Annotated in this window: 25 protein-coding genes; 3 read left to right on the top strand and 22 right to left on the bottom strand. The window is 55.5% G+C overall.

Features of this window, described 5'->3' with window-relative positions; translation table 11 throughout:
- Position 1: 1 nt before the first annotated feature.
- The 22 genes from tssE to SK51_RS13810 all read right to left on the bottom strand — a co-directional run bounded on the left by tssE (position 2) and on the right by SK51_RS13810 (position 20,716).
- Positions 2-565 (bottom strand): type VI secretion system baseplate subunit TssE, encoded by a 564-nt coding sequence (tssE, locus tag SK51_RS13910; protein ID WP_015570336.1) that lies wholly within the window; start codon positions 563-565, stop codon positions 2-4.
- Positions 558-1,370 carry a type VI secretion system accessory protein TagJ gene (locus SK51_RS13905; RefSeq protein ID WP_022648404.1) on the bottom strand — a complete coding sequence of 271 codons (813 nt, stop codon included), beginning with the start codon at positions 1,368-1,370 and terminating at the stop codon, positions 558-560. The genes tssE and SK51_RS13905 overlap by 8 nt, the downstream gene beginning before the upstream one ends.
- 9 nt (positions 1,371-1,379) lie before the next feature.
- Positions 1,380-2,366, bottom strand: a complete 987-nt coding sequence (locus SK51_RS13900) for a hypothetical protein (RefSeq protein WP_048206772.1) — start codon at positions 2,364-2,366, stop codon at positions 1,380-1,382.
- A 16-nt stretch (positions 2,367-2,382) separates the two neighbouring features.
- Positions 2,383-3,180: a PP2C family protein-serine/threonine phosphatase gene (locus SK51_RS13895; RefSeq protein WP_022648406.1), complete on the bottom strand. Its 798-nt coding sequence runs from the start codon at positions 3,178-3,180 to the stop codon at positions 2,383-2,385.
- On the bottom strand, positions 3,177-4,952 hold the full coding sequence (tagH, locus tag SK51_RS13890) for a type VI secretion system-associated FHA domain protein TagH (protein WP_032676191.1): 1,776 nt from the start codon (positions 4,950-4,952) through the stop codon (positions 3,177-3,179). The genes SK51_RS13895 and tagH overlap by 4 nt, the downstream gene beginning before the upstream one ends.
- Positions 4,953-5,042: 90 nt before the next feature.
- Complete coding sequence (locus SK51_RS13885; protein WP_172713408.1) at positions 5,043-5,396, bottom strand: hypothetical protein; 354 nt, start codon at positions 5,394-5,396, stop codon at positions 5,043-5,045.
- A gap of 73 nt (positions 5,397-5,469) precedes the next feature.
- On the bottom strand, positions 5,470-5,862 hold the full coding sequence (locus tag SK51_RS13880) for a hypothetical protein (protein WP_032628301.1): 393 nt from the start codon (positions 5,860-5,862) through the stop codon (positions 5,470-5,472).
- Positions 5,863-6,879 (bottom strand): hypothetical protein, encoded by a 1,017-nt coding sequence (locus tag SK51_RS13875; protein ID WP_023306455.1) that lies wholly within the window; start codon positions 6,877-6,879, stop codon positions 5,863-5,865.
- A gap of 129 nt (positions 6,880-7,008) precedes the next feature.
- Positions 7,009-7,239, bottom strand: coding sequence for a hypothetical protein (locus tag SK51_RS25250; RefSeq protein ID WP_123906481.1), 231 nt, complete (start codon positions 7,237-7,239; stop codon positions 7,009-7,011).
- A 240-nt stretch (positions 7,240-7,479) separates the two neighbouring features.
- Positions 7,480-7,962, bottom strand: coding sequence for an Hcp family type VI secretion system effector (locus SK51_RS13870; RefSeq protein WP_014884229.1), 483 nt, complete (start codon positions 7,960-7,962; stop codon positions 7,480-7,482).
- Positions 7,963-8,142: 180 nt separating this feature from the next.
- Positions 8,143-8,592, bottom strand: coding sequence for a T6SS amidase immunity protein Tai4 family protein (locus SK51_RS13865; protein WP_023306456.1), 450 nt, complete (start codon positions 8,590-8,592; stop codon positions 8,143-8,145).
- Complete coding sequence (locus SK51_RS13860) at positions 8,577-9,071, bottom strand: T6SS effector amidase Tae4 family protein (RefSeq protein WP_022648411.1); 495 nt, start codon at positions 9,069-9,071, stop codon at positions 8,577-8,579. The genes SK51_RS13865 and SK51_RS13860 overlap by 16 nt, the downstream gene beginning before the upstream one ends.
- 3 nt (positions 9,072-9,074) lie before the next feature.
- Positions 9,075-9,500 carry a Rap1a/Tai family immunity protein gene (locus SK51_RS24265; protein WP_022651414.1) on the bottom strand — a complete coding sequence of 142 codons (426 nt, stop codon included), beginning with the start codon at positions 9,498-9,500 and terminating at the stop codon, positions 9,075-9,077.
- Between the two features lie 79 nt (positions 9,501-9,579).
- Complete coding sequence (tssC, locus tag SK51_RS13850) at positions 9,580-11,079, bottom strand: type VI secretion system contractile sheath large subunit (protein ID WP_006810956.1); 1,500 nt, start codon at positions 11,077-11,079, stop codon at positions 9,580-9,582.
- Positions 11,080-11,082: 3 nt separating this feature from the next.
- Positions 11,083-11,607, bottom strand: a complete 525-nt coding sequence (gene tssB, locus SK51_RS13845) for a type VI secretion system contractile sheath small subunit (RefSeq protein WP_022648413.1) — start codon at positions 11,605-11,607, stop codon at positions 11,083-11,085.
- Positions 11,608-11,682: 75 nt separating this feature from the next.
- Positions 11,683-12,699, bottom strand: a complete 1,017-nt coding sequence (tssA, locus tag SK51_RS13840; RefSeq protein WP_023306457.1) for a type VI secretion system protein TssA — start codon at positions 12,697-12,699, stop codon at positions 11,683-11,685.
- Positions 12,700-12,710: 11 nt separating this feature from the next.
- Positions 12,711-13,427, bottom strand: a complete 717-nt coding sequence (gene tagF / locus SK51_RS13835) for a type VI secretion system-associated protein TagF (protein ID WP_006810959.1) — start codon at positions 13,425-13,427, stop codon at positions 12,711-12,713.
- A gap of 16 nt (positions 13,428-13,443) precedes the next feature.
- The gene (gene tssM / locus SK51_RS13830) at positions 13,444-17,064 is read right to left on the bottom strand and encodes a type VI secretion system membrane subunit TssM (RefSeq protein WP_023306458.1); all 3,621 of its coding nucleotides are present in this window, start codon (positions 17,062-17,064) and stop codon (positions 13,444-13,446) included.
- Between the two features lie 2 nt (positions 17,065-17,066).
- The gene (locus SK51_RS13825) at positions 17,067-18,305 is read right to left on the bottom strand and encodes a DotU family type VI secretion system protein (RefSeq protein ID WP_023300334.1); all 1,239 of its coding nucleotides are present in this window, start codon (positions 18,303-18,305) and stop codon (positions 17,067-17,069) included.
- 17 nt (positions 18,306-18,322) lie between these two features.
- Complete coding sequence (tssK, locus tag SK51_RS13820; RefSeq protein WP_022648417.1) at positions 18,323-19,666, bottom strand: type VI secretion system baseplate subunit TssK; 1,344 nt, start codon at positions 19,664-19,666, stop codon at positions 18,323-18,325.
- A gap of 28 nt (positions 19,667-19,694) precedes the next feature.
- Complete coding sequence (gene tssJ, locus SK51_RS13815; protein WP_023306460.1) at positions 19,695-20,198, bottom strand: type VI secretion system lipoprotein TssJ; 504 nt, start codon at positions 20,196-20,198, stop codon at positions 19,695-19,697.
- Between the two features lie 23 nt (positions 20,199-20,221).
- Positions 20,222-20,716, bottom strand: coding sequence for a hypothetical protein (locus tag SK51_RS13810; protein ID WP_006810964.1), 495 nt, complete (start codon positions 20,714-20,716; stop codon positions 20,222-20,224).
- A 930-nt stretch (positions 20,717-21,646) separates the two neighbouring features.
- Here SK51_RS13810 and SK51_RS13805 point away from each other — a divergent pair.
- From SK51_RS13805 to SK51_RS13795, 3 genes are all read left to right on the top strand, one after another.
- On the top strand, positions 21,647-22,627 hold the full coding sequence (locus SK51_RS13805) for a GlxA family transcriptional regulator (RefSeq protein ID WP_048206771.1): 981 nt from the start codon (positions 21,647-21,649) through the stop codon (positions 22,625-22,627).
- Between the two features lie 78 nt (positions 22,628-22,705).
- The gene (gap, locus tag SK51_RS13800; protein ID WP_023306461.1) at positions 22,706-23,716 is read left to right on the top strand and encodes a type I glyceraldehyde-3-phosphate dehydrogenase; all 1,011 of its coding nucleotides are present in this window, start codon (positions 22,706-22,708) and stop codon (positions 23,714-23,716) included.
- Positions 23,717-23,929: 213 nt separating this feature from the next.
- On the top strand, positions 23,930-25,612 hold the full coding sequence (locus tag SK51_RS13795) for an alpha,alpha-trehalase (RefSeq protein ID WP_023306462.1): 1,683 nt from the start codon (positions 23,930-23,932) through the stop codon (positions 25,610-25,612).
- Positions 25,613-26,047 lie beyond the last annotated feature (435 nt).

Genomic DNA, 26,047 nt, shown 5'->3' with positions numbered 1-26,047 from the left:
ATTACCCCGCATCCTTCAGTTCAAAATGGCCGTTCTCAAGATCGACGTCGGTGCGAAAGAGAAACTCCAGCGGATACGGTACGCACCACAGGCGGCCTTTGATTTCGATAGACAGCACGTTGTGCAGATCTAATGAGGAGGTATCGGACACGCAGCGAACCTGAAGCCCCTGCGGCAGGATCCGCGGTTCAAAGTTAATAATCGCTTCGGTGAGCTTGCGCTGAATGTCGTGCCATTCGATATCGGACATTCTTTTCCCCGCCAGCGGCGCGACGCCAAAGTTAACGACAGAACGGCTCACCTGCGTCAGACCACTCAGATCGCTGGAGGCATCGTGGTTAATGGTGTTAAACAACCACTGTAAATCCCGCAGGACGTTACGACGCAGCGCGGCGTGGGTAATCAGATTACTGTTGGCGGACTCGCGTTTTTTTTCCGGATCGTTATCCGTCAGGCGATCCAGCAGTGACGGCTGCATTTTGTCGCGCGCCCCCACTTTCTCCTGCCTGCTGCGGGCCTGCCAGCCGCTGCGCAGCAGATCGCCTTCGCCAGCGGGATTACTCATCCGCGCCATCCGCGGCGAACGTCACCAGGCTCAGGGTGAGCAGCGGGCTTTCGCTTTGCTCGCTCAGCCAGGCTTTCTGCCCCATGCCTTCATACAGGGTGCCGTCATCGTCGAGTGGAAGCCACTCGGTGGTGCGCCCCAGCTTAACGCTGTCTGGCGCTCCGTCAGCAAACGGATAACGCGCCGGGATCTGACACACCTGCTCGGTGCCGTCCGTGAGGCGGACCAACGCATGACGCCACACCAGATCGGTCACGCTGGCCGGAGCCTGAAAACGGATCGTGTCGATGGCGCAGAACGGCACCCAGAAATAGCGGCCGTTGACCAGGGTTTCACACACCGGCCCCAGACGGGCATCGCCGTCCATCAGCCATTCAAAGGTGTGGCTCTCTTCATTCTCCAGCGTGACCTGCCCGCGGCTTGCCGGGGCCTGTTCGAGTGCCGCCAGGCGCAGCGTTTGCGCATGCCCTGCGCTTTCGGTAAGCGCCTGGGCTAACGTGGTCAGCCACGGCCACTGCGCCTCGGGCATTGCCGGTCGTACCTCTCCCGCGAACACGCGCGCCCGCTGCTGTTCACCCTGAATGGCCTGCTCCAGCAGCGTCACGGTTGGTTTTGCCTGCGGCTTCAGCGCCAGCCAGCTTTTCAGCTGGGTCAGGGCGCGCGCCCAGTTGCCGCTGAGGATCAGAAACTGCACAAACGCAGCGCGCAGATCGGCATCCGCCGGACGAGCTTTGATTTCGGCTTCCAGGCGAAGCAGCGCGTCGCTAATCGACTCACCCGCCAGACGTTGATAAAGCGTATTCATAGCCCCTCCTTAATTCGCCGCGCGCCAGGCGCCCACAGCCGGATCGCGTAGCTGCGGACGCAGCGTGTCAATCAGAACAACGTTCAGCTCCGCGCCCGGTGTAATCCATGCGCTCCAGATCTTCTTCACATCTGCGATACGCGCCTGGAGTCTGGCGTCGTCGCTGGCGATCTCACGGGTGATTTCCACCGCCACCGTGCCGTTGCTCTTCCAGCCGTTCAGGGTGCTGTCGTACGGCAGGATCATCCAGCTCTGATCGCTGTTCGGGGTGCTGAAGACCATGCGCTCTTTGTTGACGGAGGTGATCAGCGCCTTTTCAGGATCGACCGCGTTGTTCAGTCCCATCACCGGGAAGCCGTGAATGTAGGTGACCGGAATCGCTTTCTGCGTCCCGTTACGATTCTGCGTCACCACGGTGTGGCCGCTGAGCCAGCTGCCGTTGCCGCAGCGAGTGGTGTCGGAATCGGGAATAAACAGCGCTGGCGCGGAGGAACCGCCCTCCCAGAAGGTGCGCAGGTGGCAACCGTCCTGAAGGGTGAACTCCTGCCATGGCGTACGATCTGCCGCCACGGTGTGCGTCTCCGGATTCTGGTCAGGCGGTAGCAGCGCGCCTGAGGTGGTGGTCGTTGCCGCCGCCGTTTCCTGCTGTTTCACCACCAGCGCCCAGTCCTGCGCTTTAGCCGCTGTGCCCCGGGCAAGCGCCGTGCCTTCCGGATCGTTAAGCGTCCAGTTCAGGGTATTCAGTTTGCTACACTGATGCTCCAGCAGCGAGCCAAGGCGCGGTACGAAGTTTTCCAGCACCGAAACCTCTTTCTTGCCGTTCGCCACGATACGCAGCGCCACGTCCGCCTTACACCAGCTTTGCGGCGTATTATCTTTAATGTTGTCGATCCAGATATCCAGCTTCTGCGCAGGAGACTGCACGATGCGGAAGTTTTCAGCCTGTGCGGTGGTCGCCACCGTCAGAAGAGCCAAACCCGATAGCCAAAGTTTCATATCAATCCTTGTGTGTCTAATCAGTTCCGCAGGGAAGAAATTGTGCTGCGTCAGAGAGCGTATGCAGCAAAGTGGTGTCCTGAGGGTTGCCCATCCACACCGCCACGGCGGTATAGTTATCCTGAGCTTTGCCCTCCTGTTCAGCATTCTTTTGAATGATTTGGTTCATCAAGGTCAGCCACTCTTGTGGCGTATTGACCATGTGCAGCGACTGTTTCATCTGCTCTTCGCTGACGCCGTGCCAGAAACCGTCGGTGCAGAGTAAAAACGCATCACCGTCTTCAACCTGCACGACATCGCTGTAGCTCGCTTCCGGTCCGCCATTCTCAATACCCAGCGCCAGATACAGGAGGTTGCTGTTGAGATCGTCGGTCTGATGCCCGGCATCTTTCATCTGCTGCACCAGGCTGTGGTCGGTGGTGACGTGCCACAGCCAGCCGCGGCGAAACAGGTACAGGCGGCTGTCTCCGGCGTGCGCCCAGTAAGCCAGACGGTAATCCCTGTCGATAAACAGGCTGACCAGCGTGGTGCCCATCCGGCGATAGTCCTGCACGGCCTGTTGTTCGCTGAGGATGGTGCGGTTCGCCGTTTGGACGTAGTCACGAATATGCTGCGCATTCAGGTGCTTGTCGCCATCAAAGCGGGAAATAATGCTATTGCGGGCCAGCTCAGCGGCCACCTCGCCGCCCGGCAGGCCCGCAATGCCGTCGCAGACGACAAAGCAGGCTGAACGTTCCCCGATGGTTTCTCCCGTCTGATCCTGGTTGCTGGCGCGCGTCCCCTGGCGGGAGAGAGAAGCCGTTGCGATATTCATTTTTCTTCGGATCCGCTTTGTGAGTCTTTGTACTGATTGACCTCCATGTCATAGGCATGGAGGAAGGCTTCGCCAAACAGGGTATGGAAGTCGTCCTCGATCTCGCCCGCCGTCTCGCCATAGCTGCGAACGAAATAATCCCACAGCGCGGCTTTACGGCTGCCCGGCAGCGCCAGGCGCGACGTCATCCCGTTCTGCTTCGCCTGCTCTTCCAGCTGTTCCGGGTTAAAGGATTGCAGCATAGCGGCGATAATGGCGCGGATACCGGAGATCATCCCCAGCTGGTGCGCCTGAAGATCGATCAGTGCATCACGCACCGATTTGGTCGGCGGCATAAAGCCCGGCATCGGCGTGCCGAACATCTGTATCAGGACCGTTTTACCGGTTGGCAGCAGCTTGAACGGGTTGTTGGCATCGTCGAGCACCATGGTCATATCGGCCTTTACCCCGCGCTTGAGGATGGAGCGCGAGGAGAGCAGCGCCACGGTCCCCTGCGAGAACATGCCCAGGATCTGCCCCAGCTGACGCATATTTTCCCGGTCAAACTGCGGCACCGGCTGCATTTCGCTCAGGCCCATGCCCTCCAGCAGCGCCTCCAGCAGTTCGCCCTGAAGCACATCGCCCCGCTCGCCGGTCTGCGCGGAGGCGGCAGGCGATGCAGCGTTTTTAACCGGGTCGATACGCAGGCGGCCTTTCGGCGCCTGCGCGTTGCTGCGCGCCACGGCCTGCGGTGTTGGCATGGTGAAGCCAGCGTAATCGGGACGCGCGGGCTCCTCTTCCGCGCGCGGCGCGTCCTGTGGTTCAGTCGGTTCCGGATCGAACAGCGGTGAGCTGGCAAGCGCATCCTCTTCCTGTGCGGCTTGCGCTTCAGGCTTTGGCTCCGGCTTATCTGCCACGATTTCATCCGGATGGGTTAACGGCGCGCCGCCCATCAGGCCGAGGGGGTCATCGTGACGCGCGGCAGGTGCGCTCGCCGACCCGCCAAACAGGGCTAACGGATCGAGTTCGTCCGACGCCTCTTCCTTTGGCTGGGCAGGTTTGCTTTCGTCCGGCTGTACGAGCGTTGAAGGGGTGACATCGTCAAAGATGCTCTCTTTTTTAAACAACGCTTCATCGCTGAACAGCGTGTCCGGGTCCACGTTTTTACGTTCAAGCGACGGATCGGCATCGTTGAACATCGCCAGCGGGTCTTCGGCATTCCGCTCCGGGGCCGCAGGCTGGGAGAACGGGTCGTGGGAGGCCGCGGGCTGTGGCTTTGCCCGATTGCTGGAGATGCTGTCGGAGATGGAGAACTCCTGCATCAGGCTGTCCCAGATTTCCGACGGCACGGCCGTAGGTTCAGCTTTTCCGCGAGGCGCGGCGCTGGCCGGTTTCGGTTGTGGCGCCGGAGCAGGTGTCGCCGCTGGGCGCGCCTGTTGCATGCTGGCCGCCATGCGGCTTACGGGCTGGGTGTCATGAATGAGTTCGCTGACTTCAATGCGATAATCATCAATACCGAGAATATCCCCGTCCTGAAGCTCAACCTGACGCCCACGCTCCAGCGGGATATCATTCAGTACCACGCGGGTAACGCTGCCGCGGTTCGTGACGCGGCATTCGCCACTGGCGTCGACGTGAACGATGGCCTGCAAACGCGAGATGGTGCGGTCATTGTCCGGCAGCACCAGATTGTTATCCGTACCGCGCCCAATGGTGCCGCCCGGGGCATAAAAATCACAGCTGCTTTGCGGCGGCTGATGACCGGGTTTCGTAGAAATAATCGTGAATCGCATGGCGTATTCCTGCTGGTATGATTAGCGCTCAAACGCTGCCGCTCTCGGGGGTGAGAACGGCGGGGTTTGGGGGTTAAGGGCTGATTAAAGCTATTTGACTACATTCAGGAAAATAATGCCGATAAGCAGCCATAGCGTAAAAAGTAAGGCCTGAACTTTATAGCGTCGATGAAGTTTTAATATCCAGCCGATTCTCTCTTCCGGTAAAGCCTGAACGAATTTATAGGCATCATCCTGAACATTTCTGTCTTTGGTAAATTTCATCTTCACGCCTTTGCGAAGACGAACAAACCAGATTATTTTTTGATAGTTCGCCAGCGAGCCAAAAAAAGATACGTAATTTGTCACCAGATCGAGATCGTAGCCTTTTTGGCGATATTCAGAGAGAAGCCACTTATAATCTGACTCGTGTTTTTTAAAAAACCAAGAACTGTAAACATCCATGATTACAACGTTAATAAATAAAAGCACAAGAAACAATAACGTTATATTTGCCAGGCATAAAGATGACATGCTTTTAGGGTCCTGTAGCAATCAATAAGAACAATAGAAGCATCAAAAAGACAACAAAAAGTGTCATCCTGTAAAACATTTTTATCCATGAGAAATCGTATATCGATGAAACTAATGCCTCTGCCTCCGGAGGGAGATTTTTTTTGCTATTTTGCTTTGTGGCTTTTCCAGCCAAAATCCTTTTCATAAGGAACACACGATGCGCAAATCCGGGAAGACCAAGTTGTTCATAAAAAAGATAATCGTTTACATCTAAATATTGCTTATCACTCAAAATATGAAATGATTTTGATAGCTCCAGGGAATATTTACGATAAAAATAAAAATAAAAACACAAAGAAGCAAACAGTCCTAAAAAAACCAATAAAAGCAATATTAAACGCAAATCTCCATACATTTATTCGTCCCCAGAAAAAATCAAGTTACTAATCCCTTCACCCAATTCAGCCCCTCCTTTAGTACCCATCCAGGCTCCCGCAGAAGTAGCGCCTAGTCCTACAACAATTCCACACACAAGGGCACCAGTACCCATCGTAGGTATTCCCATTGCACCGCAAAGAGCGCCAGTACCTAAAGACGCAGCCCAGGCTCCTCCCGCAGCACCAAGCGTACCTCCACCAAACTTACTATATTCAGTAACAGCAACTTTTCCACATTCATCTTCACGATCGACAGTACAGGCTTTATAAACATCATTAGAAGTATTCAAAAAAGAGAAACCTAGTGAGATCCAGCCCCCTGCTTTCATAATACTAGCCGCGCGAGAAGAGCGTACAATATAATCTGAATATCCAGGGATCGCGCCGATACCAACCGTACTCCATTCATGGACGATAGAGCGGCTTGATAAGTTCAATGCTTTTTTAATATTTTCGTAGGTTTGAATCTTAAGTGTTAGCTTGCTTACGTTATTTAATAAAGGTTTTAGCTGAGAGAATAACGCCCTTCTTTCCATATAAAACTGCTGACCAATTAAAGAACCTTGGGATATAAACTGATTCTGATAAGTCTTCTCAATTTTAATGAGTATATTTTCAATTTGCCTGAAATATTTCTCACCTAAATCACCAGCATTCCCAGCTAGTTTATCACCTAAAGAAGTCAATGCAGAAATATTGTCATAATTAGCGTGGAGATACTCTGCAACCGATGTGTTTAATGATGCCAGCGCATGGTTAATTTTCTGTTTTGCCCTGGAAAGAATACTCAGTTGCGATGACTGATTCGTGTTGTCTGGGTCAGCCACGATGAGTAACTGCCCTGGTTTCAACCAAGGTGTGTCATTGTTTATTTGCATAAAGTATCTAGCGGCTTCGCTATTGACATTATTAAACAATAATCGAGCTTGATAATCTAAAGTTCCAGGATGTTGGACCACACAGTAGCCCGGGCTAACGGTTGAACGATGTGTCATATTTAAACCCTTTAATCAACACACATAGTTGTCCAGAGTTTGCAGTGGTGAATTGTTTAATTATTTTATAATTAAATAAACATTCAAACGCCGATGCACTCTCGAAAACACCGAGGTTTGAAAATTATATCATTCACTTGCCGTTAAAAGTAACTCGCAACTTATACCTTTCTTTAATATTAACCGTGCAGCATATCGAATAGCAGTTTTTTCATTGACAATCTTCAATACAACATCATACTCACTTTTGCGCCAGTCAACCTCATTCAGACGAATACACTCCTCTGTAATCAAGATATGCATTGCTGGAAGTTGGTCATGAGAATTAATAGTTTTCCATTGATTACCAACGCGTTTCATTACAGATGGTGCGTAAACTGATACAGGCCCAATAAAATTTGAATCCAGCCTGATATCAAAACAAGGGATTTTGTTTTTTTAACGTAACAGAAAGTTTCTTATACTGTGCAGGTGGTGAAATGCAAGCACTACAGGCTAATGCGATTGATATTACGTTTAACTCTCTAATCATCATTCACCTGCAACATATTTGGAATCAATCATCATGACCGGGGAGGTTCCCCGGTCATGGATGAACAATTACGCTTCTTTGTTTTCTTTGATGTTCCAGCCAGCGCTGCTTTCAGCACCTTTACCACCGGCAGTGGTCTGCTCCCAATACTGCTGTTTCACTTTCGCAGCCTGGAATGCATAGGTCACGCCAACGGTATCGCCGTTGTCTGCACCGGTGTACTGAACAGAAGTCACGAGAACGTCTTCCAGGGTGATGCGGGTGTATTCAACCTGCTGACCACCCGCTTTGCAGACGGACAGTTCAACTTTGGTCAGGTGTTTACCGCTTGCGCAGTGTTTCAGGATTGCTGTAGTGGATTTGTCGATCAGAGCGTTAACGTGCAGATCGTTAAAGTTAACTTTACCGGCACCGCCGCCGCCACCAACGCTCATATTACCCGGCTGGGACGCGCCCCAGGAGAAGGAGGTAATATCAGTCCAGCCGGTGTGGTTAGAATCTTTAGATTCGCCCGTAACACCCTCGACCTTCAGAAACATATCAATAGCCATAATATCTACTCTTCGTGGATGAACAATATTGCTTTCGAAAAAGCCCTTATATGGCAAACAGGAAAGCATGGGGCTGAATAAAACCGTCCATATTTTACCTCTGCCTCATATCAAACGACCCGTGTCATTTGACAGTCTTACATTCCCCCTGAATGAACGGAAAGAATGTTAAGTCTTTTACTACTGCGGATTATCCTGAATCCAGGTACGATCAGGATCGCCAATGATGAGCTGCGGAACCAGTTTATTCAGTTCGTCGCTATGATAAAGACGTAGACAATTTAAGGTTACGCCTTTTACATCAGGTTTGCGCTCCGAGTGGAAACCATTAATTTGGTTTTTATACTTCCCAATAATGGCGTTAACTTTGTCAGTACCGTTTTCAGCATCAAACGGCATCCACTCAATAAATGCACTCGCACTGCGGGCCGCATCAGCAGAAAATTGACTACCTTTACCTGCAACCTGCGCAAGGCAGCGCGCCAGGACCAAATCTTTTACCACCTGCCGGTATGTTTGCTGCTGATAAAAATCAACGTAAGGGTTGTCACCGCGAGCAGAAAAAGATAAGCAAGTGAGCAAAAGAAATGCGGTCTTTAGAAACCTGAATATAATTATTTTAATTCCCAAAACCAGATTTCCTGACAGTACGGAAAGCAATCGGAGTTACATATAAACGAATTATTACTCAGAGGCTCGATAAGGTCGATATGACCACCGCCATACCCATCAATTTTATTGAAGAAAACAACACCTTTTCGGCCCAACATTGAGCGTGCACCAGCCTCGCGGTCTTTAAAGATTTCTGCCTTGCCAAACACATGGGATTTATAAAGCTGATCGGCAAGTAATTTTGCGCCAGGCTCGATTGTTTTTCCCTTATAGGGACCGGTCTTTATGGGTAAACGCCCTGTAAATTCAACATTGCATTTTAACAATGCCAGGCTCATTCTTACCGCACAGGTATTTTCGTATGCCGGTTGTTGCTTGATAATCGTCGAATAATCGTAGCCAATTTCTGAAAAAACCTGTTCACCCGAGGCAAAACCCGCGCGTGTGTGATTTGAAGAGTAATGCTGACGTTTAAGTTGTTCGTATAATGGTCTCATTTGTCACTCTCCTTTTTTGCACGGGCGTAATTCTTTCATGCCGTCAATGATGATTTTTGAAGCGCGCTCCTCGCCTTGCTGTTTCGATAAGTTCGCAAAACGAGAATAGAGAAACTCATGTATTGTATTTGGCAAAAAAGGCCTGCCCTTGCACCATGCAGTGCCCTCAGACGCGTCGACTACGCCGAGAAGATACATATTTGCCTTAATGCGTTCACGTTCATTCGTTTTCGACAGCCAGGCTTTAGCAAAACGCTCTGCACTCAGATTTAAATCGTACCCTGTTAACAGCGTCGGATCGCGTTGGAAGTTCGATGTGTCATCCTGAGGCAATGCTTCCGCTTGAGGGTATTTGTAATTTCCAGCGTCAGCGCTTGCGAGAGTAGAAACTGCCAGCAAACTGGTCGCGATCACAAGTATATGTTTCACCGTCTATCCTTATTCACTGACAGAAATAAGCTAAGCTCTTACGCTCAGATGGCCGGCCCCTTCGGGCCGGCAATCGTCATTACGCGTCCTTCGTCTTCAGCGACGGCAGTTTAGATACCAGACGCAGGGAAACGGTCAGACCTTCCAGCTGGTAGTGTGGACGCAGGAAGAACTTCGCGGCGTAGTAGCCAGGGTTGTCTTCAATTTCCTGCACCTGCACTTCCGCCGCCGCCAGCGGTTTACGGGACTTGGTTTCCTGGGAGGAGTTCGCCGGGTCGCCATCCACGTAGTTCATCACCCAGTCGTTCAGCCAGCGTTCCATCTCTTCGCGCTCGCGGAAGGAGCCGATTTTGTCGCGCACGATGCACTTCAGGTAGTGAGCAAAACGACAGCAGGCGAACAGGTAAGGCAGACGGGAGGCCAGGCGCGCGTTAGCGGTGGCATCCGGGTCGTGGTACTCGGCCGGTTTTTGCAGGGACTGCGCGCCGATGAAGGCGGCGAAGTCGGAGTTTTTGCGGTGAACCAGCGGCATAAAGCCGTTTTTCGCCAGTTCCGCTTCACGGCGATCGCTGATGGCGATCTCGGTCGGGCACTTCATGTCCACGCCGCCGTCATCGCTCGGGAAGGTGTGGCACGGCAGGTTTTCCACCGCCCCGCCGGACTCCACGCCGCGAATCGAGGTGCACCAGCCGTACTCTTTGAAGGAACGGTTGATGTTGGCGGCCATCGCGTAAGCCGCGTTCGCCCAGGAGTAGCTGTTGTGGTTCGCGCCGTCGGTCTGCTCTTCAAAGTCAAAGCTGTCGACCGGATTGGTGCGAATGCCGTACGGCAGACGCGACAGGAAGCGCGGCATGACCAGGCCCAGATAACGGGCATCTTCCGATTCACGCAGTGAACGCCAGGCGGCGTATTCGGTGTTCTGAAAGATTTTTGTCAGGTCGCGCGGGTTAGCCAGCTCCTGCCAGGACTCCATCTGCATCACGCCCGGCGCGGTGCCGGTAATGAACGGACAGTGGGCCGCAGAGCCGATGCGCGCCATCTCGCCCAGCAGCTCAACGTCCTGCGGGCTGTGGTCGAAGTAGTAGTCGCCTACGATGCAGCCAAACGGCTCGCCACCGAACTGGCCGTACTCCTGCTCGTAGATTTTCTTGAAGATCGGGCTCTGGTCCCAGCCCACGCCCTTGTAGCGCTTCAGGGTGCGGCCCAGCTCCTGCTTGGAGATGCTCATAAAGCGGATCTTCAGCATCTCGTCGGTTTCGGTGTTGTTCACCAGATAGCTCAGCCCGCGCCAGGCGCTCTCCAGCTTCTGGAACTCCTCGTGGTGAATGATCTGGTTCACCTGCTGTGAAAGCTGCTCGTCAATACCGGCAATCAGGTTCTGAATGGTGCGGTAGGTATCGTTTGAGAAGGTCACGGTGTTTTCCAGCGCCTGCTGCGCCAGGGTTTTTACCGCGCTTTCTACGGCAGAGCGCGCCTGATCGGTTTTCGGGCGGAACTCTTTATTCAGCAGCGCGCTGAACTCGTCCTGGCTGAAGGCCTGGCCCGCCTGCTGATCGTGTTGTTGAGTCTGGTTGCTCATCGATTATTCCTCGCTACCTTTTGCACTTTCGTCATTTTTTGGCATCTGGCTCAGGGATTTGAGCAGCGTCGGATCCTGAAGGATTTTTGCAATCAGCTCTTCCGCGCCGTTTTTGCCATCCATGTAGGTCAGCAGGTTAGAGAGCTGGGTGCGCGCTTCCAGCAGCTTGTTCAGCGGCTCAACCTTGCGGGCCACCGCGTCCGGCAGGAAGTCGTCCATACTGTCAAAGGTCAGATCGACGTTGAGCTTACCTTCGCCGGTCAGGGTGTTATCCACCTGGAACGCCACGCGCGGCTTCAGCGCCTTCATGCGTTCGTCGAAGTTGTCGATGTCGATTTCAAGGAACTTACGCTCGTCGACGGCTGGCAGGTTTTCCACCGGCTTGCCAACCAGATCGGCCATAACGCCCATCACAAACGGCAGCTGAATTTTGCGTTCTGCGCCGTAGATCTCTACGTCGTACTCGATCTGCACGCGGGGAGCACGGTTGCGTGCGATGAATTTCTGTCCACTGTTACTCATTGCCATGATGTTCTCCATCAAAGATGCGCGGTGAAGGTGAAACGGCAGACTCCATGCCTGTCGTCATAATGCCAGGACGCGTCATTCGCGGCGTCCAAAGATGTTTTCCAGTTGGTTAACGCCGTCTGGCGCCAGGTCGCGAATAATGTCCATAAAGTTGAGTTCAGACAGCCGCTGCACCCGTTCAATCATCAGCGGTGCGGGGTGGCTGGGTTCGTACTGCGCAAAATACTGTTTCGCTTTTTCCAACATCAGCTGCGCGTCGGCGCGGCTGGTCACCTGCACGCTGCGCCAGTCCGTCACCTGCTGAACGGGCGACGCGGTCACCGGCTGCGGCTCGGCGTGCTGCTCAGCCTGCGCGTCACGGTTCGGCAGCAACTTGCTGATATCGGTCACCTGACAGGCGCTCGAAACTTGCCCGACGGTTTTCAGCAGCTGTTCCATCTCCGGTACGCCACTTTCCCCGAGATAGCCGGTAAGCAGTTCGCGGATGGCGAGCAGGCGTTCGTTGATCACGATTACCGCTTCGGTGCCTGGCTGATCGCCCCGGGCCAGCTCATCGATCAGTCGTGGACGACCGCCCGGATAATCCGGACACTCTGTTTTACTGCCATCAAGCAGCGCCTGGGCGTCACGGAGCGAAATCTCATCGCCGTTAGAGCGGAGCAGTGAGGCGTTACGCACCGCGACCGTCAGGTCAGATTTATCGCTCAGCCCGGCGAGGGCGTTAATGCGGTAGAACGGATCGGTTTCGCCATACTCTTCCAGCAGCGGGTAAAGTTGCTCCCAGTAACGGGACAGGGCTTCCTGCACCAGCAGTAGCCCGTCGGCGTAACCTGCCAGCCCGCGACGACGCGTCCAGGCATGGGTTAACGCCAGCATGACGCGAAGATCTTTGGTGCGGCCCAGCAGGCTGGTGGCGAGTCTTTCCACCGTGTTCCAGTCGGCAGGCTCTGCCGGAATGATGGTGTCGCCAAACTGCTGTTCGGCTTTGCCCTGACTGGCCTGCCCCATGGCCTGGAAATCAGCGTCGTACTCTAGGTTTTCACCGCAGGGGTTATCGGGGCTTATCGGCGCGAGAAATTCATCGATATTCATAAGATCCCTGCTTATTCAAACATAGGCGGGTAAAGACCGTGGCGGCCCGGACGGGCGCCGCCTGCCGGATCGAACAGCAGCGTAAAGAGCTGCCCGGTGAAGTTTCCGCTGTGGACGTGGGTGTAAAGCGGATAGCCGTCGCAGCGGTTTGTCCACCAGTAGCTGGTCTGGCGCAGCGGATCAAAACACTCCGCCGCCTGCGGCCAGCCCAGCGTGCTCTGACCCTCGTCGTCATAGCCAATCACGTCGAGAATGTCGGAACGCTTTTGCGGCTCAACCGGCTGGGGCGCCGGGATGGTCATCAGCATTTCATCCAGCTGGGAGGCAGAATAGCTGTTACGCACCGCGTGCAGCCCCAGACGGCCAAGCTGCTGGTACCAGCTTTCAGCCTGCCCGAGCAGACGGGATGACCACTCGGCCGGGGTGAAGCTCAGTTGCAGGCATACCGGATAGTGACGGCCTACGCTGTCACGGCCCGGTAGCAGGCAGCCCATCTGAATCATCTGGCTACCAAGCATCGGCGGGACGACAAAGTTCCACACCGGGGCTTTAGAAAACGGGCGCTCGCCGCTGCGCTGCTCTTCCTGTTGCCAGGCCAGCAGGCCGACCTGAAACCAGTGCGACCACTGGCGTTGCAGGGTATCCGGAAAGCGACGTTGCAAAAAATCTCCGGCGCTGGGTAATTTGCCATACCAGCTATAACGGTTCATCGCAGGGGTATTCGTCATACGGCTGTCCTTGCGGTTATGGGCATGAGAAACGGGGAAGCTGGAACGGGTTACGGATGCTGTTCGGGGCAAACTCCAGCGTGACCTGGTGTCCGTCGACGTTGAAGGTGGCCTGACGGCTCAGGCTACCCGCGCCAGGGCTGGTGCGCGCCTTGTCGAAAAAGCGGTTCAGCGCCCAGGAACCGTTAGTCACCAGCGTTGCGGTGCTGCCATTGGCCAGACCGAGCTGCATACGCACCTGGTTCGTCCCGCCCGGCCCCGGCCAGGTCATGATCTGCACCGCCTGCGGACCGTGGCTGTAGCGCAGCAGTTGGCCGTCCACGTCCAGCGTCAGGTTCAGAATGGTATTGTCCATACGCACAGTGCGCACCGTCACCTTGAAGGATGGCGTGGTCGCGCCGTTTGCGAAGAAGGCATCGCGGACAGACTGCGCCTGCTGGAACGGACGCAGCAGCCCTTCACTGCCCGGCAGCGTTTTACCGTCGATGCCCGGCATAAAGCGCCAGTTCGCCTGGGTGGTGTCCACCTTGTTGGTCAGGTTGTCGCGGAAAAAGGTGTCCATCAGTCCGGTGCCCGGCGCGAACATGCGGGCGAGATCGTCCGGCGTCACCTCAGTGCTGGCGCTGCGCACCAGCGGATAACGCCCGGCAATCGCCTGACGGCAGAACCCACCCACTTCCACGTTAATGCGCTTACGCACGTTCTCCAGATCGCGACGCTGAGTGTCGCTGCTGGCGCCGACGGCCATATTGCTGAACATGGTTTGCAGCCCGCCCGGCAGACGTCCCGCGCTGGCTTGCAGGCGGCTGATTGCATCGCCGCCCGGCGCAGGCATACCGCTGTTGGCTGCATCCTGAACGGCGGTCAGGTAGCGATAAAGCTCGTCAACCTGCTTAAGAAAATCATCAAAGACGATGGTCTTGCCGCCCTTCTCCAGCGGCTGCGCCAGCTCAATCATCGGCGCATAGTGGTCGGTCACCAGTTGCTCAGGCGCCTGCGTCACAACCGCGCCCTGCGTCGGGGCATTGTCACCGTTGCTGAACAGTGCTTCCAGCGTGCGGGTGGCGCGGTTGCTTTGGTCTTCCGCTTTCTGCGCATCTTCCGGCGCAGGCGCAGTGCGCGACAGGGTCAGCACCTTGCTCAGGTTAAGTACCAGACGGCGCAGCGGCGAATTGGTGCCTGAAAGCAGGCGCGCGGTGTTGATACGCTGGGAAAGATCGGCGCTGTTGTTGAGCTGAATGTCAGCGAGAAAGCGATCCCAGTTAACGATAAAGTCGCGCATGTAGAGCTGACGCACGGCGTTGTCGATCTGCTGTTTATCTTCCTGGGCAGTGGTCGCTCCCAGTACCCAGGCATCGTCCTCGTGCAGGGCGGTGGTCACGCTGTCGATCTGGTCGTTGAAGCTTTTCCAGTAGCCGTCCGGCGTATAGAGGCCCGGTACGCCCTCACTCACCGGCTTGCCGCTTTTACGCGAAAACACCAGCTCGCTCTGCGGGCCGCCGAGATCAGAAAGCGAAACCGGCTTCAGGTTCTCATCATGCTCCAGCAGACGTTTCAGGCGCCCATATACGCGTGTTGAGAGCGGCTGCTGGTTGATCAGCGCCCTCTCGCGGGCCACCAGATCCTCATCCTGCGCATACGGTGAAGCCTGAATTTTTGGCTCCAGCAGCTGCGTCAGGTGCCATTCCAGCTCCTGAAGCTGCGCCTGCGTCACGTTCTGCGGCAGGTTGCGTTGCAGGTTGAGCATCACCCACGAGTGCAGGAATTTACCGTCATAATGCTTAGGCTGGTAGAGCATCTGATAGGCTTTCAGCGCCTCATAGCTGTACTCCACGTCGCTGCCGTTGTCGTTGCGCAGCCAGGTGGTAATGTGCATCGCCACGGCGGGGAGCAGCATCTGATCCAGCGCCTTCTGATACAGAGACTGCGAGGCATCGCTGACGTCATCCCCGCGATAAAGCCCCATGCGGCGGGAAACCGGCGGGTTGTTAACGTCGAAGGCATCGCTTTTCGGCAGATCCACCAGGCTGTTAAGCAGCGGCAGAAGCGCAAACAGATCTCGCTGGGGCTGGTTTTGCAGCGCCTTGCTCTGCTGCTCCAGCATCGGCACTTTTGCATCTACCTCTTCCAGATAAGCTTTATTTTTGGCGTAGCTGGTCAGCCACAGACCACCCAGGATCACCAGCAGGGCCAGCAGCGCCGCGTAGCCGGACCACATCACGGCGCGGTTGCGCAGCTCCCACCAGCGGTTTTCCCCGGCGATGCCCGCTTCCTGGAAAATCACGTTTTGCAGCAGATTTTTAATGAAGAAGCTTTGGCCCTTCGCGCCCGGGATCGGCGCCTCTTTGCTTACCGAATCCCAGCGCGTGCTTTCCTCCCCTTCAGGTAAGGAGAGCGCGCGGTTCAGCTCGCCCATCACGCGGTCAAACGGCATCCCTTCCTGGGTGCCGCTGGCAAAGTAGATGCCGCGCGGCGAAAATTCGGTTTCGAAGTTTGAGCGGGCAAAGACCGTGCTCAGGTAGTCTGCCAGCAGCGGACGCAGCGCGGCGAACTCCTGCGGGAAGAGATAGGCTTCCGCACGGGTTTTGGCGTCATGCTCTTTAAGCATGGTTTCCGGCAGGCCAGCATCCAGACGCTGTTGCAGCAGGGAAAATTCCTGCTGGAAGTTGCCCATCAGGTCGTAATCGGCGTGTTTGGTCTGCTCCCACGGCAGCGTAAAGCCCCAGATCTGATCGCGCTGGGCTTTGTCGTAATCCGCAAACCAGGCGCGGAAGCCTTTAAGCAGATCCGCTTTGGTCACCATCACATACACCGGGAAGCGAATACCCAGCTGTTCATGCAGCTCGGAGAGACGCTGGCGCAGGTTGACCGCCTGCTGGCGGGAGGCCTCAGCGGACTGCGAAAGCAGGTCGGAGATGCTGATGGTGATAATCACGCCGTTGATGGGCTGGCGACGGCGGTATTTACGCAGCAGGTTGATAAATTCCAGCCATTCCCCGGCGTCCTGAACCTGCTCGCTCTCCTGAGTGGTGTAGCGCCCCGCGGTATCCAGCAGAACCGCCTCGTTGGTAAACCACCAGTCACAGTTGCGCGTGCCGCCAATGCCGCGCAGCGCGGTTTTACCGAAGCGGTCCGCCAGCGGGAATTGCAGCCCGGAGTTGGCCAGCGCGGTGGTTTTACCTGAACCCGGCGCGCCAATAATGACGTACCACGGAAGCTGATAAAGGTACTGCGTGCTGAAGCGCTGCGTCCACTGCGCGCCATGTCCCGCTTTGCTGAAGTGGGCTTTTTTCAGCATCTGGGCGGCTTCATCGAAACGCCCGGCAAGGATCTGCTCCTCGCTGTTCAGACGTTTCTGCGGATCGGCCGCCTCCGGGCTGGTGGTATTTTCGTTAAGCTTGTCCATCAGCTTACGGTTCAGCCAGGCGTTATACAGCCGCGGCAGAATGTGGCTCTGGGCCCAAATCAGGTAGACCACCGCAATGCTGATGACGCGGTTCTGCTCTGATTCAAGGGGCCGGGTGTCCACGATGGACAACAGCGGGCCAATCATCCAGATGACCGCCGCGAGCGCCGTTACGCCCAGGAAGCTCCACAGAATGCGATTGGTCAGTATAGAAAGTAGAGTAGTCAGCATCCTTAGTTTCCTTGCGGCAATCCGTTCAGCTCGGCCTGGGTATTGTCAGGCGATACCAGCAGCGTAATCTCCACGCGGCGGTTACGGGCGCGATTTTCAGGCGTCGTGTTAGGCGCTACCGGGTTGATCTCGCCCCGCCCTTCGGCTTTGACGCGCTCAGGCTGCGAGAGGCTACCCTGGAGCTGTTTTTGCACCGAACGGGCGCGCTCAAGCGAGAGTTCATAGTTGGAGGCGAAGCGTGCGCTGCGGATCGGCACGTTGTCGCTGTACCCCACCACCAGAATTTTGCCGCTGACGTTATTCATCGCCTGGGCGATGCGGTCGATGACCGGCTCATAGCGATCGCGCACCACCGTTGAGGCCGAGGCAAAGAGTCCGTCCCCTTTCAGGATCACCACGCTGCGATCCGCCTCATCCTTAACGGCCACCAGACCGGCATCAATTTCCGGTTTCAGGAAGCCGCGCAGGTTCAGTACCGCCGGTAGCTGACGTGCAGGTTGCTGGATCGTCGTTTCCGGCAGTTGGGACTGGTAAATTTTCGCCAGCACCGGGCTGGTGTTATCACCCAGACGCCAGTTCAGCACGATATAGAACAGGCAGGCGATAAAGCCGACCAGCGCCACGCACGCCCAGAGTGGAATCATCGGCCGCCAGAGCTTGCGCAGAACGGGGCGATCTTCCGGGTGCGGCGAGAGCGGCGGCGGGTAGCTGCCTCGCACGCCACGGATCATCTGCCACAGGCGCTGTTTGATGGTTTCAAGCTGGGTCCGGCCATTGTCCAGCACGCGGTAGCGGCCTTCAAAGCCGAGCAGCAAACAGTAGTTGATCATCTCCAGCAGCAGAATGTGTTCGCGCGGATTCTGAGACAGACGTGCCAGCAGCTGGAAAAACTTCTCGCCGCCCCAGGTTTCGTTATGAAACGTCACCAGCAGACCATTGCTTGACCAGACGCCGCTGCTTCCCCAAGGGGTCAGAGCGGCGGCTTCGTCCAGCGCCGTGCAGAGGCAGTAGCGCGCGCCGACAATCACTTCATACGGTAAGCCCGCCTGCTGGCATCGCACCTCGAAACGGCGAATTTCGTCAATCAGGCGCTGGCGCAGCCCGACCTGATCGTCGTGGGAAACCGAATGACGGATTTGCGGAATCGCATTGAGCAGCGGATTGGCGGCCGCCACCAGCTGATTGTTCCCACTGGCTCCGGTAAACAGGGCATCACTGCCGGTATCCTGTCGTTCCTGCATATTAAGCGCTCGCTTTATTATTCTGTCGGGCTACGGATGGCCCAGAACTCCATATCGAGACCCGGGAATTCCCCTGCGAGATGCAGCGCGAATGCCCCAGACTTGTCCATCTCGTGCCACAGTTCGCTGCCCCTCTCGAGCTCGAAATAGCTGTAGCCTGCATGCCACGGGATCTGCGGCGGCGCGACGGGCATTGCCCGAAGCATGATGCCCGGCAGCTGGAGCTGAACCAGATCGCGAATTTTCGAGACTGGCGCAACCTTCATCTGGGCAGGGAAATGGGTTTGCAGGTGTTCGCCGGGGACATTGGCTTTTACCGCCAGCACGAAGCCAAATTCGCGGACCATGCTGGTCTCCGGCACGGTGGCGATGTTAAGACCGTGAGAGCGTTCGTGCAGCGGCAGCTGGATGGCATGATCTTCCATGACCAGCGACAGCCCCTGACGCAGCATCAGCATCAGTTTGCCGAAGCAAAGGGCGAGATCGTCATGGTCGTATACCGGCAGTACGCTCTCTGCGGTACGCTGCGGCGTCCAGGTGGCGAGTTCCGTGGCAAACGGCAGCCAGCTTCGCCAGAGCGCTTCAGGGTGAAGCAGCGGCAGCGTTTTTAAATGTGAGATGTCGCCAAGGTGGCGATTGATCAGCGAAAGAAGCGTGAACTCAACCATCTCGGACGTATTGAAACGCCCCGGCTGGCGCAGGCGGCCGCCGATCTGCTGGCTACGCTGCACCAGCAAGCCGTGCAGGTCATTGATCATGCCGTACAGCTGCGGGCTGTTATTGGCGTTCAGCATTGGCGGGATGTAGCTGTTATCCAGCCGCACGTGGTTGTCGTTGCGCTTTTCAGCGACGCACGCCACGCCGATGGCGGTCCATTCTGCCGTCAGATCTTTCTCCAGCATCAGGGTCAGACGCAGGCGGCCAAACTGAACCGTCGCTTCCCCGACCGACATGGCGTTGTCGTCTTCTACCTCTTGTTCAAACGTAATAAAACGCGCCAGAGAAGAGTGCTCCTCGCTGAAAATCACCTCTTCACGTCCACCGCGACGAACCGGCAGCGCAAGCACCACCTTTTCATTGGTAAGATTATCGGGGATTTTTAGCGGGGCCGGACCGTTGCGGTCGCTGCGCACCTGGAAAAAGGTGCCGTCAGGGAGCAAACCGCTACAGTAGCTCAGGGCAATACAGCCCTGGCGAAGCATCGCTTCATCCAGCTCAAGGTCGAGAAAGCCCCAGAGATACGAACGCTGCAAGGCCCCCCACTCACGAACGTGGTTGAGGAGGTAACTTTCTGTCCGCTGAAAATGGTGGGGACGCAGGAACATGCCCTCGGTCCAGACGACCTTTTCTGCTTTCGTCATGATGATCTCTTTCCTGTAATGAAGGGCGTTACTGGTTGATGACCCGGATACCATTTACGTCAAGGAAGACGCTGGCCTGGAGTTCATCTGCGGACCATTTCCAGAACTGGTAAATCGCGTTTTCGCCTGGAACAGGCAAAGGAAGTGAGACGCGCCATTTTTTGCCGTCCAGTGCCTGGTATTCCGCCATTACGCCGATATAGCGCGCTTCCGGTGAGCTTTGACCGCTCAGGGTTTTCGAAAGCTGGCCCGGCATCAGGAAGAACACATCGCTGTTCAGCAGATTCGCGCCAAGCGTGGCTGACGCGTTGTTCTGTAAGGAGTAGAAGTCGCTGGACATGAAATCCGCATCGGATTTCAGCAGCAATACTCTGACCTTAAGCGGTGCAGAATCATTGATTTGAGGATGAGCCTGAAACTGAAGATTGTAGCGGGAGGGGTCGCTGTGTGAAGACGACGTACAACCACCGATCAGCGCGAGAATCAACGCAAAAAAAGGGAACCACATCCGATGGAAATTTTTATTATTCATAAAAATATGCTCGTGAAACCCGTTTAGTTCAGGATCCAGGTACCGTTCGCGCTGTCTTTGCAGGCTTTGCTGTTGCCATCGACATCAACACAGGTGGTTTTCTTGCGCGCTTTAGGGCGCAGTGCCTGTTTACGCACGGTGGCTTCGTACTGGTCGGCCTTGATCACGGCACGCATCGGCACGTAACCAATCAGCTGTTCACTCCCTTCATCGGCCAGCGCCATCCAGAAATGTTCAACCTGCCCCAGCACGACGTAAGTTTTTCCGGTCTCAAGCGTACGGATCACTTTTCCACCGTAGTCAGGACGGCTCATCAGGGATGCCGGGTACATAGCACGATACGGTTCATTCACCTGAGTGAACTCCGCCGGAGGGGTAACAGCGTGACGGTGCGTCAGCGTGATGCCATTAACCTGGCTGGTCACAATCGTATCATCGGTGATCGCTGGTTTTTGCGGCGCCTTACAGCCCGCCACCGCCATAACAAACAGAAGTGATAACAATACACGCAGTTTCATATGCTTTTCCGTAGCGATATTTAGAGGATGAAGAGAGGGGATAAAATTTTACTTAGGTGCTATTGTTAAAAATAGTCAGGTTTTTCCGGGGCGTTACTATTATTTGGGCATAGCTACCGCACGAGCCTTCGAGAATAAGGCCCAGCGTAATCCTGACATATTTTGACAAACGGTAAACAAGTTTACATGAGCTTATCGCCTTTTCAATATTTCCTTTTTCGCTACTGCTGATTCATGAGGCATTCGCCTCACTCTGAGATTAATCTGAAAAATAGAGAAATCGCGCAATTAACTGATTTAAAGACAAAAAAAACCAAAAGAGAACCATTATCATTAACGTAATACCACTATTTCTGCCACTACCATAATTAGTAGAACGGAGAATTTTTCAGTTGCATATGAATATATCTCACACGAATTATTTGTTGTATCGATAGCAAATCGTCAATACTCAGGACGATGTCCCATCAAATTAAGAAAACACAGTAAGGATGAAAAAATTAATTTCACCCCGCAAATTAACTTTATGCTCTCCCCCCTTCTTAAGATAATTTTCTTTCGTCTGGGCCGTATGAATAATTAAGCCTGACTACACTCTTGCTCGCCAAAGCATTGCTCAAAATATAACCCACCCTTTCCAGGTAATGAATAAAGACGCTGCTTTCGACAGGCGAACTTCATTTGGCATTTTACCGTCACTACACTATTGCTTGCTTTCCACCACTCCGACGATTTATTACAAACATGATGAAAATTTGTTATGAGTTCTTTGCTTTCCCGCACCATAGCTTACAGGCCGAGCGGTAAAAACAGGTTAAGTAGGTATCAAAATATGTGCCGGTGCCGACATCGGGGTTGACCATAACCGTGCTCGGTAACTGTCAACGTCCTCCACTTGACTTATATTGTAAGAAAGGTACTTTTCAGGACATGAAGAAGATCCTGATAATTGTTCCTGATGGTGGCATGTTGTTTGAAGCCGCCGGTATAGCCGACATTCTGATGCAGGCCAACCGTCTGCACCCGGACGGTCTGGCGCAGCCCCGCTACCGCATCATTATTGCCACTTCCCAGCCTCACCTGGTGATCCATGGCCAGTCCGGCTTAAATCTGCTGGCGGACTATCGCCTGCCGGAGCTGGATCCGCGCGAGCCGCTGGACACGATTATCATCACCGGCCGTGGCATGAATGAGCAGGAAAGCACTGCGGTGGTGGACTGGCTGCACCTGGCCGCGCCGCATGCGGGACGCGTCGCCTCTGTCTGCGGCGGGGCCCTGCTGCTGGCACAGGCCGGACTGCTCGATGGGCGCCGGGCAACGACCCACTGGCGGCTTCTGGAAACGTTGAAAACCCGCTATCCTGCGGTCAACGTTGAGGGCGGCCCGCTCTATGTTCAGGATGGTCCCGTCTGGACGTCCGGCGGCGTCAGTTCCGGGTTTGATCTGACACTGGCGCTGGTAGAGGATGATTACGGCTTCACCCTCGCCCGCAACGTGGCGCAGGATATGGTGATGTACCTGCGTCGGCCTGGCGGCCAGCTACAGTTCAGCCGCTATAATCTGGAGCAGTCCGGCGCGACCGGACCGGTTAGCGAACTGCAAAGCTGGATCCTGCAAAACCTCACCGCAGATTTGTGCGTCGAAAGGCTGGCCGAACGGGTCGCCATGAGTCCGCGCAATTTCACCCGCGTGTTCACGCGTGACGTCGGTGTACCTCCGGCCCGTTATGTCACCGAAGCGCGCCTGGCCGCCGCACGACAGCTTCTGGAGCAGACCCCGTATCCGCTTGAGGTCATTGCCGAAAAAAGCGGGTTTGGGACCAGCATCAACCTGCGCCGCGTTTTTGAAAAGCAGCTTCATCTCACGCCGGGCGAATATCGCCAGCGCTTCCACTGCCGCAGAATGGCGTAATCTGATCCTTTTTTGTCATTTACGCCAACCGACCTGACACCTACAGTAACTCCAGACAACACAGATAAGGAGTGCATCATGGTTAAGGTCGGTATTAACGGTTTCGGCCGTATCGGACGTAATGTCCTGCGCGCGGCGCTGGGCAATCCGGATCTCCAGATTGTGGCCATTAACGATCTGACGGACAGTAAAACCCTCGCCCATCTGCTGAAATATGACTCTCTGCTTGGCACGCTACCGGTACCTGTGGAAGCGGCGGACGGCGCGCTACAGGTTGACGGGCAACGCATCACCGTATTCAGTGAACGCGACCCGGCAAACATTCCGTGGAAAGACGCTGACGTTGAGGTGGTAATCGAAGCCACCGGTTTCTTCACCGAACGTGATAAAGCGGCGGTGCATATCACGAGCGGCGGCGCAAAACGCGTCATTATTTCCGCCCCGGCTAAAAATGATGATCTTACGGTGGTAATGGGCGTGAACCACACGCTGTACGATCCGGCCCAGCATTTTGTGGTCAGTAACGGGAGTTGCACCACTAACGGTCTGGCGCCAGCGGCGCAGGTGCTGCACCAGCAGTTTGGCATTGAACACGGGCTGATGAACACCACGCATGCCTACACCAACAGCCAGGCGCTGCATGACCAGCCAGAAAAAGATCTGCGCGGCGCGCGTGCGGCAGCATTATCGATTGTGCCTTATTCCAGCGGCGCGGCAAAAGCGCTCGGGAAAGTAATCCCCGAACTGGACGGTAAACTCACCGGGTATTCCCTGCGCGTGCCGGTGCCAGTGGTGTCGATTGTCGATCTAACGGTGACGCTGAGCCGCAACGTGACCGCCGAAGAGGTGAATGACGCGTTCCGTCAGGCTGCCGGTAGCGGGCCGCTGAAAGGCATCCTGGGCTACAGCGATGAACCGCTTGTCTCCAGTGATTATCAGGGCGACCCGCGCTCATCCATTATCGACGGGCTTTCAACGCTGGTGATTGGCGGGAATATGGTGAAGATCCTGTCGTGGTATGACAACGAGTGGGGCTTCTCAAACCGTCTGGTGGATTTGGCGGTGCTGATGGATAAAAAAGGGTTGTAGGGCTTAAGCCGGGTGGCATGAAGCTTACCCGGCTTTTCCGTGGTGTGGTTAAAAATTAAGTAATTCAACCCTGGTGTAGTGAAAGCGCACCCGAATTTTCTGGTTATGCGAAAAATGGGACATTCAACACGCGAAGTTATCGATATTCGTCTAATGTTTTCAGGTAATTGACAACAGCGGTCACGCTGCTCAGTGAAGACAGGAGACGAACCGATGATAAGACCTCGCGCACGACGCCCCGCTTTTTTACCCCTTGCGTTGGCAGGCGCACTACTCGGTGTTACCGCATTTGGTTATGCTGAAGACCAGCCAACGAGCCAGCAAAGCTCACCTGATATTCTTCTTGGCCCCCTCTTTAATGACGTTCAGAGCGCCAAACTGTTCCCGGATCAGAAAACTTTCGCGGATGCCGTTCCCAAAAGCGACCCGCGGATGATCCTGGCGGATTACCGGATGCAGCATACCCAGTCCGGTTTTGACCTGCGTCACTTCGTGGAGATGAACTTTATCCTGCCGAAGGAGGGTGAGAAATATGTTCCCCCTGAGGGCCAGAGCCTGCGCGAACACATAGACGATCTGTGGCCTGTGCTGACCCGCACCACCGACAAAGCGAACAAATGGGACTCCCTCCTGCCTTTGCCAAAACCCTATGTCGTGCCGGGAGGACGCTTCCGCGAAGTCTATTACTGGGACAGCTATTTCACCATGCTGGGGCTGGCCGAGAGCGGCCACTGGGATAAGATCGGCGACATGGTGGACAACTTCGCATACGAGCTTGATACCTGGGGCCATATCCCTAACGGTAACCGCAGTTACTACCTGAGCCGCTCTCAGCCGCCGTTCTTTTCTTTGATGGTGGAACTGTTGGCCACGCATGACAGCGACGCGTTGAAGAAATACCGTCCGCAGATGGAGAAGGAGTATGCCTACTGGATGGAGGGGGCTGATGGGCTCCAGCCTGGTCAGGCAAACAAACGCGTAGTGAAGCTGGATGACGGCTCCCTCCTCAACCGCTACTGGGACGATCTGGACACGCCACGCCCTGAGTCGTGGCTGGATGACGTGACCACCGCCAAAAATAACCCTAACCGTCCGGCCACCGAGATTTACCGTGATCTGCGCTCTGCCGCGGCCTCGGGCTGGGATTTCAGCTCCCGCTGGATGGACGATCCCCAGAAGCTGGGTACCATCCGCACCACCAGCATCGTGCCGGTGGATCTGAATGCGCTGATGTTTAAGATGGAAAAACTGCTGGCCCGTGCCAGCCAGGAAGACGGGGATACCGCAAGCGCAAGTAAATATGACGCGCTGGCCTCCGCACGTCAGAAAGCCATGGAGAGCCACCTGTGGAACGATAAAGAGGGCTGGTATGCGGATTACGATCTGAAAACCAGGAAGGTGCGTAATCAGCTGACTGCCGCGGCCCTCTTCCCGCTGTATGTGAAGGCCGCATCACAGGATCGCGCCAATAAAGTGGCCGCAGCCGCATCGTCGCGCCTGCTGAAACCGGGCGGTATTTCTACCACCACCATCAACAGCGGGCAGCAGTGGGATGCGCCGAACGGCTGGGCGCCGTTGCAGTGGGTAGCGGTGGAAGGGTTGCAGAACTATGGTCAGCAGAAAGTGGCGATGGACGTGACCTGGCGTTTCCTGAAAAACGTTCAGCATACTTACGATCGCGAGAAGAAACTGGTTGAGAAGTACGATGTCTCTTCGACCGGTACCGGCGGTGGCGGCGGTGAGTATCCGTTGCAGGACGGTTTCGGCTGGAGTAACGGTGTGACGCTCAGGATGCTGGACATGGTCTGCCCGAAAGAGAAGCCGTGCGACAGCGTACCGGAGAATCAGTCTGCGGCAAACGATGATGTTGCACCTGCTAAACAGGCGGCGCAGTAGCGCCCCTCACCCTAACCCTCTCCCCAAAGGGGCGAGGGTTCCCCAGTGATTTCAAAGCAGAAGCAATAACGCTGCCTTCAGAATAACTGAGAGCTTTCAGCGATGACCTGGTCCGGCTGTAAATCGCTGAGGCGTTTCCTGAAGGCCGGGGCGAGGCGCAGGGATGCGCCGAGAGGGCGGCTTTACAGGGACGTTGCCTCCGCCCGTACCCGATAAGCCGGAAGGAATAAGCCGAGGGCACCGCGAAGCGGCGATTTTCCGCCGGGAGCCCGGGTCGCCAGGGTGGTGGCGACTGAGCCACCCTGGCACGTTCACCGGTCATGTCGTTACAGAGTAGCAAGGAACATAAAGTGAACGGAATGACCACCACCGCCGTATGTTCCCCTCACCCTAACCCTCTCCCCGGAGGGGCGAGGGGACTGTTCAGTGCGGTAG

This window comes from Enterobacter sp. MGH85 (genome assembly GCF_001037655.1).
GTDB classification, from domain to species: domain Bacteria; phylum Pseudomonadota; class Gammaproteobacteria; order Enterobacterales; family Enterobacteriaceae; genus Enterobacter; species Enterobacter intestinihominis.
This window is presented reverse-complemented; position numbering and strand designations above follow the sequence as displayed.

Coding starts and splice junctions, on each gene's coding strand:
- tssE (WP_015570336.1), bottom strand. CDS start 565: ATGAGTAATCCCGCTGGCGAAGGCGATCTGCTGCGCAGCGGCTGGCAG.
- SK51_RS13905 (WP_022648404.1), bottom strand. CDS start 1,370: ATGAATACGCTTTATCAACGTCTGGCGGGTGAGTCGATTAGCGACGCG.
- SK51_RS13900 (WP_048206772.1), bottom strand. CDS start 2,366: ATGAAACTTTGGCTATCGGGTTTGGCTCTTCTGACGGTGGCGACCACC.
- SK51_RS13895 (WP_022648406.1), bottom strand. CDS start 3,180: ATGAATATCGCAACGGCTTCTCTCTCCCGCCAGGGGACGCGCGCCAGC.
- tagH (WP_032676191.1), bottom strand. CDS start 4,952: ATGCGATTCACGATTATTTCTACGAAACCCGGTCATCAGCCGCCGCAA.
- SK51_RS13885 (WP_172713408.1), bottom strand. CDS start 5,396: ATGGATGTTTACAGTTCTTGGTTTTTTAAAAAACACGAGTCAGATTAT.
- SK51_RS13880 (WP_032628301.1), bottom strand. CDS start 5,862: ATGTATGGAGATTTGCGTTTAATATTGCTTTTATTGGTTTTTTTAGGA.
- SK51_RS13875 (WP_023306455.1), bottom strand. CDS start 6,879: ATGACACATCGTTCAACCGTTAGCCCGGGCTACTGTGTGGTCCAACAT.
- SK51_RS25250 (WP_123906481.1), bottom strand. CDS start 7,239: ATGAAACGCGTTGGTAATCAATGGAAAACTATTAATTCTCATGACCAA.
- SK51_RS13870 (WP_014884229.1), bottom strand. CDS start 7,962: ATGGCTATTGATATGTTTCTGAAGGTCGAGGGTGTTACGGGCGAATCT.
- SK51_RS13860 (WP_022648411.1), bottom strand. CDS start 9,071: ATGAGACCATTATACGAACAACTTAAACGTCAGCATTACTCTTCAAAT.
- tssC (WP_006810956.1), bottom strand. CDS start 11,079: ATGAGCAACCAGACTCAACAACACGATCAGCAGGCGGGCCAGGCCTTC.
- tssB (WP_022648413.1), bottom strand. CDS start 11,607: ATGGCAATGAGTAACAGTGGACAGAAATTCATCGCACGCAACCGTGCT.
- tssA (WP_023306457.1), bottom strand. CDS start 12,699: ATGAATATCGATGAATTTCTCGCGCCGATAAGCCCCGATAACCCCTGC.
- tagF (WP_006810959.1), bottom strand. CDS start 13,427: ATGACGAATACCCCTGCGATGAACCGTTATAGCTGGTATGGCAAATTA.
- tssM (WP_023306458.1), bottom strand. CDS start 17,064: ATGCTGACTACTCTACTTTCTATACTGACCAATCGCATTCTGTGGAGC.
- SK51_RS13825 (WP_023300334.1), bottom strand. CDS start 18,305: ATGCAGGAACGACAGGATACCGGCAGTGATGCCCTGTTTACCGGAGCC.
- tssK (WP_022648417.1), bottom strand. CDS start 19,666: ATGACGAAAGCAGAAAAGGTCGTCTGGACCGAGGGCATGTTCCTGCGT.
- tssJ (WP_023306460.1), bottom strand. CDS start 20,198: ATGAATAATAAAAATTTCCATCGGATGTGGTTCCCTTTTTTTGCGTTG.
- SK51_RS13810 (WP_006810964.1), bottom strand. CDS start 20,716: ATGAAACTGCGTGTATTGTTATCACTTCTGTTTGTTATGGCGGTGGCG.
- SK51_RS13805 (WP_048206771.1), top strand. CDS start 21,647: ATGAAGAAGATCCTGATAATTGTTCCTGATGGTGGCATGTTGTTTGAA.
- gap (WP_023306461.1), top strand. CDS start 22,706: ATGGTTAAGGTCGGTATTAACGGTTTCGGCCGTATCGGACGTAATGTC.
- SK51_RS13795 (WP_023306462.1), top strand. CDS start 23,930: ATGATAAGACCTCGCGCACGACGCCCCGCTTTTTTACCCCTTGCGTTG.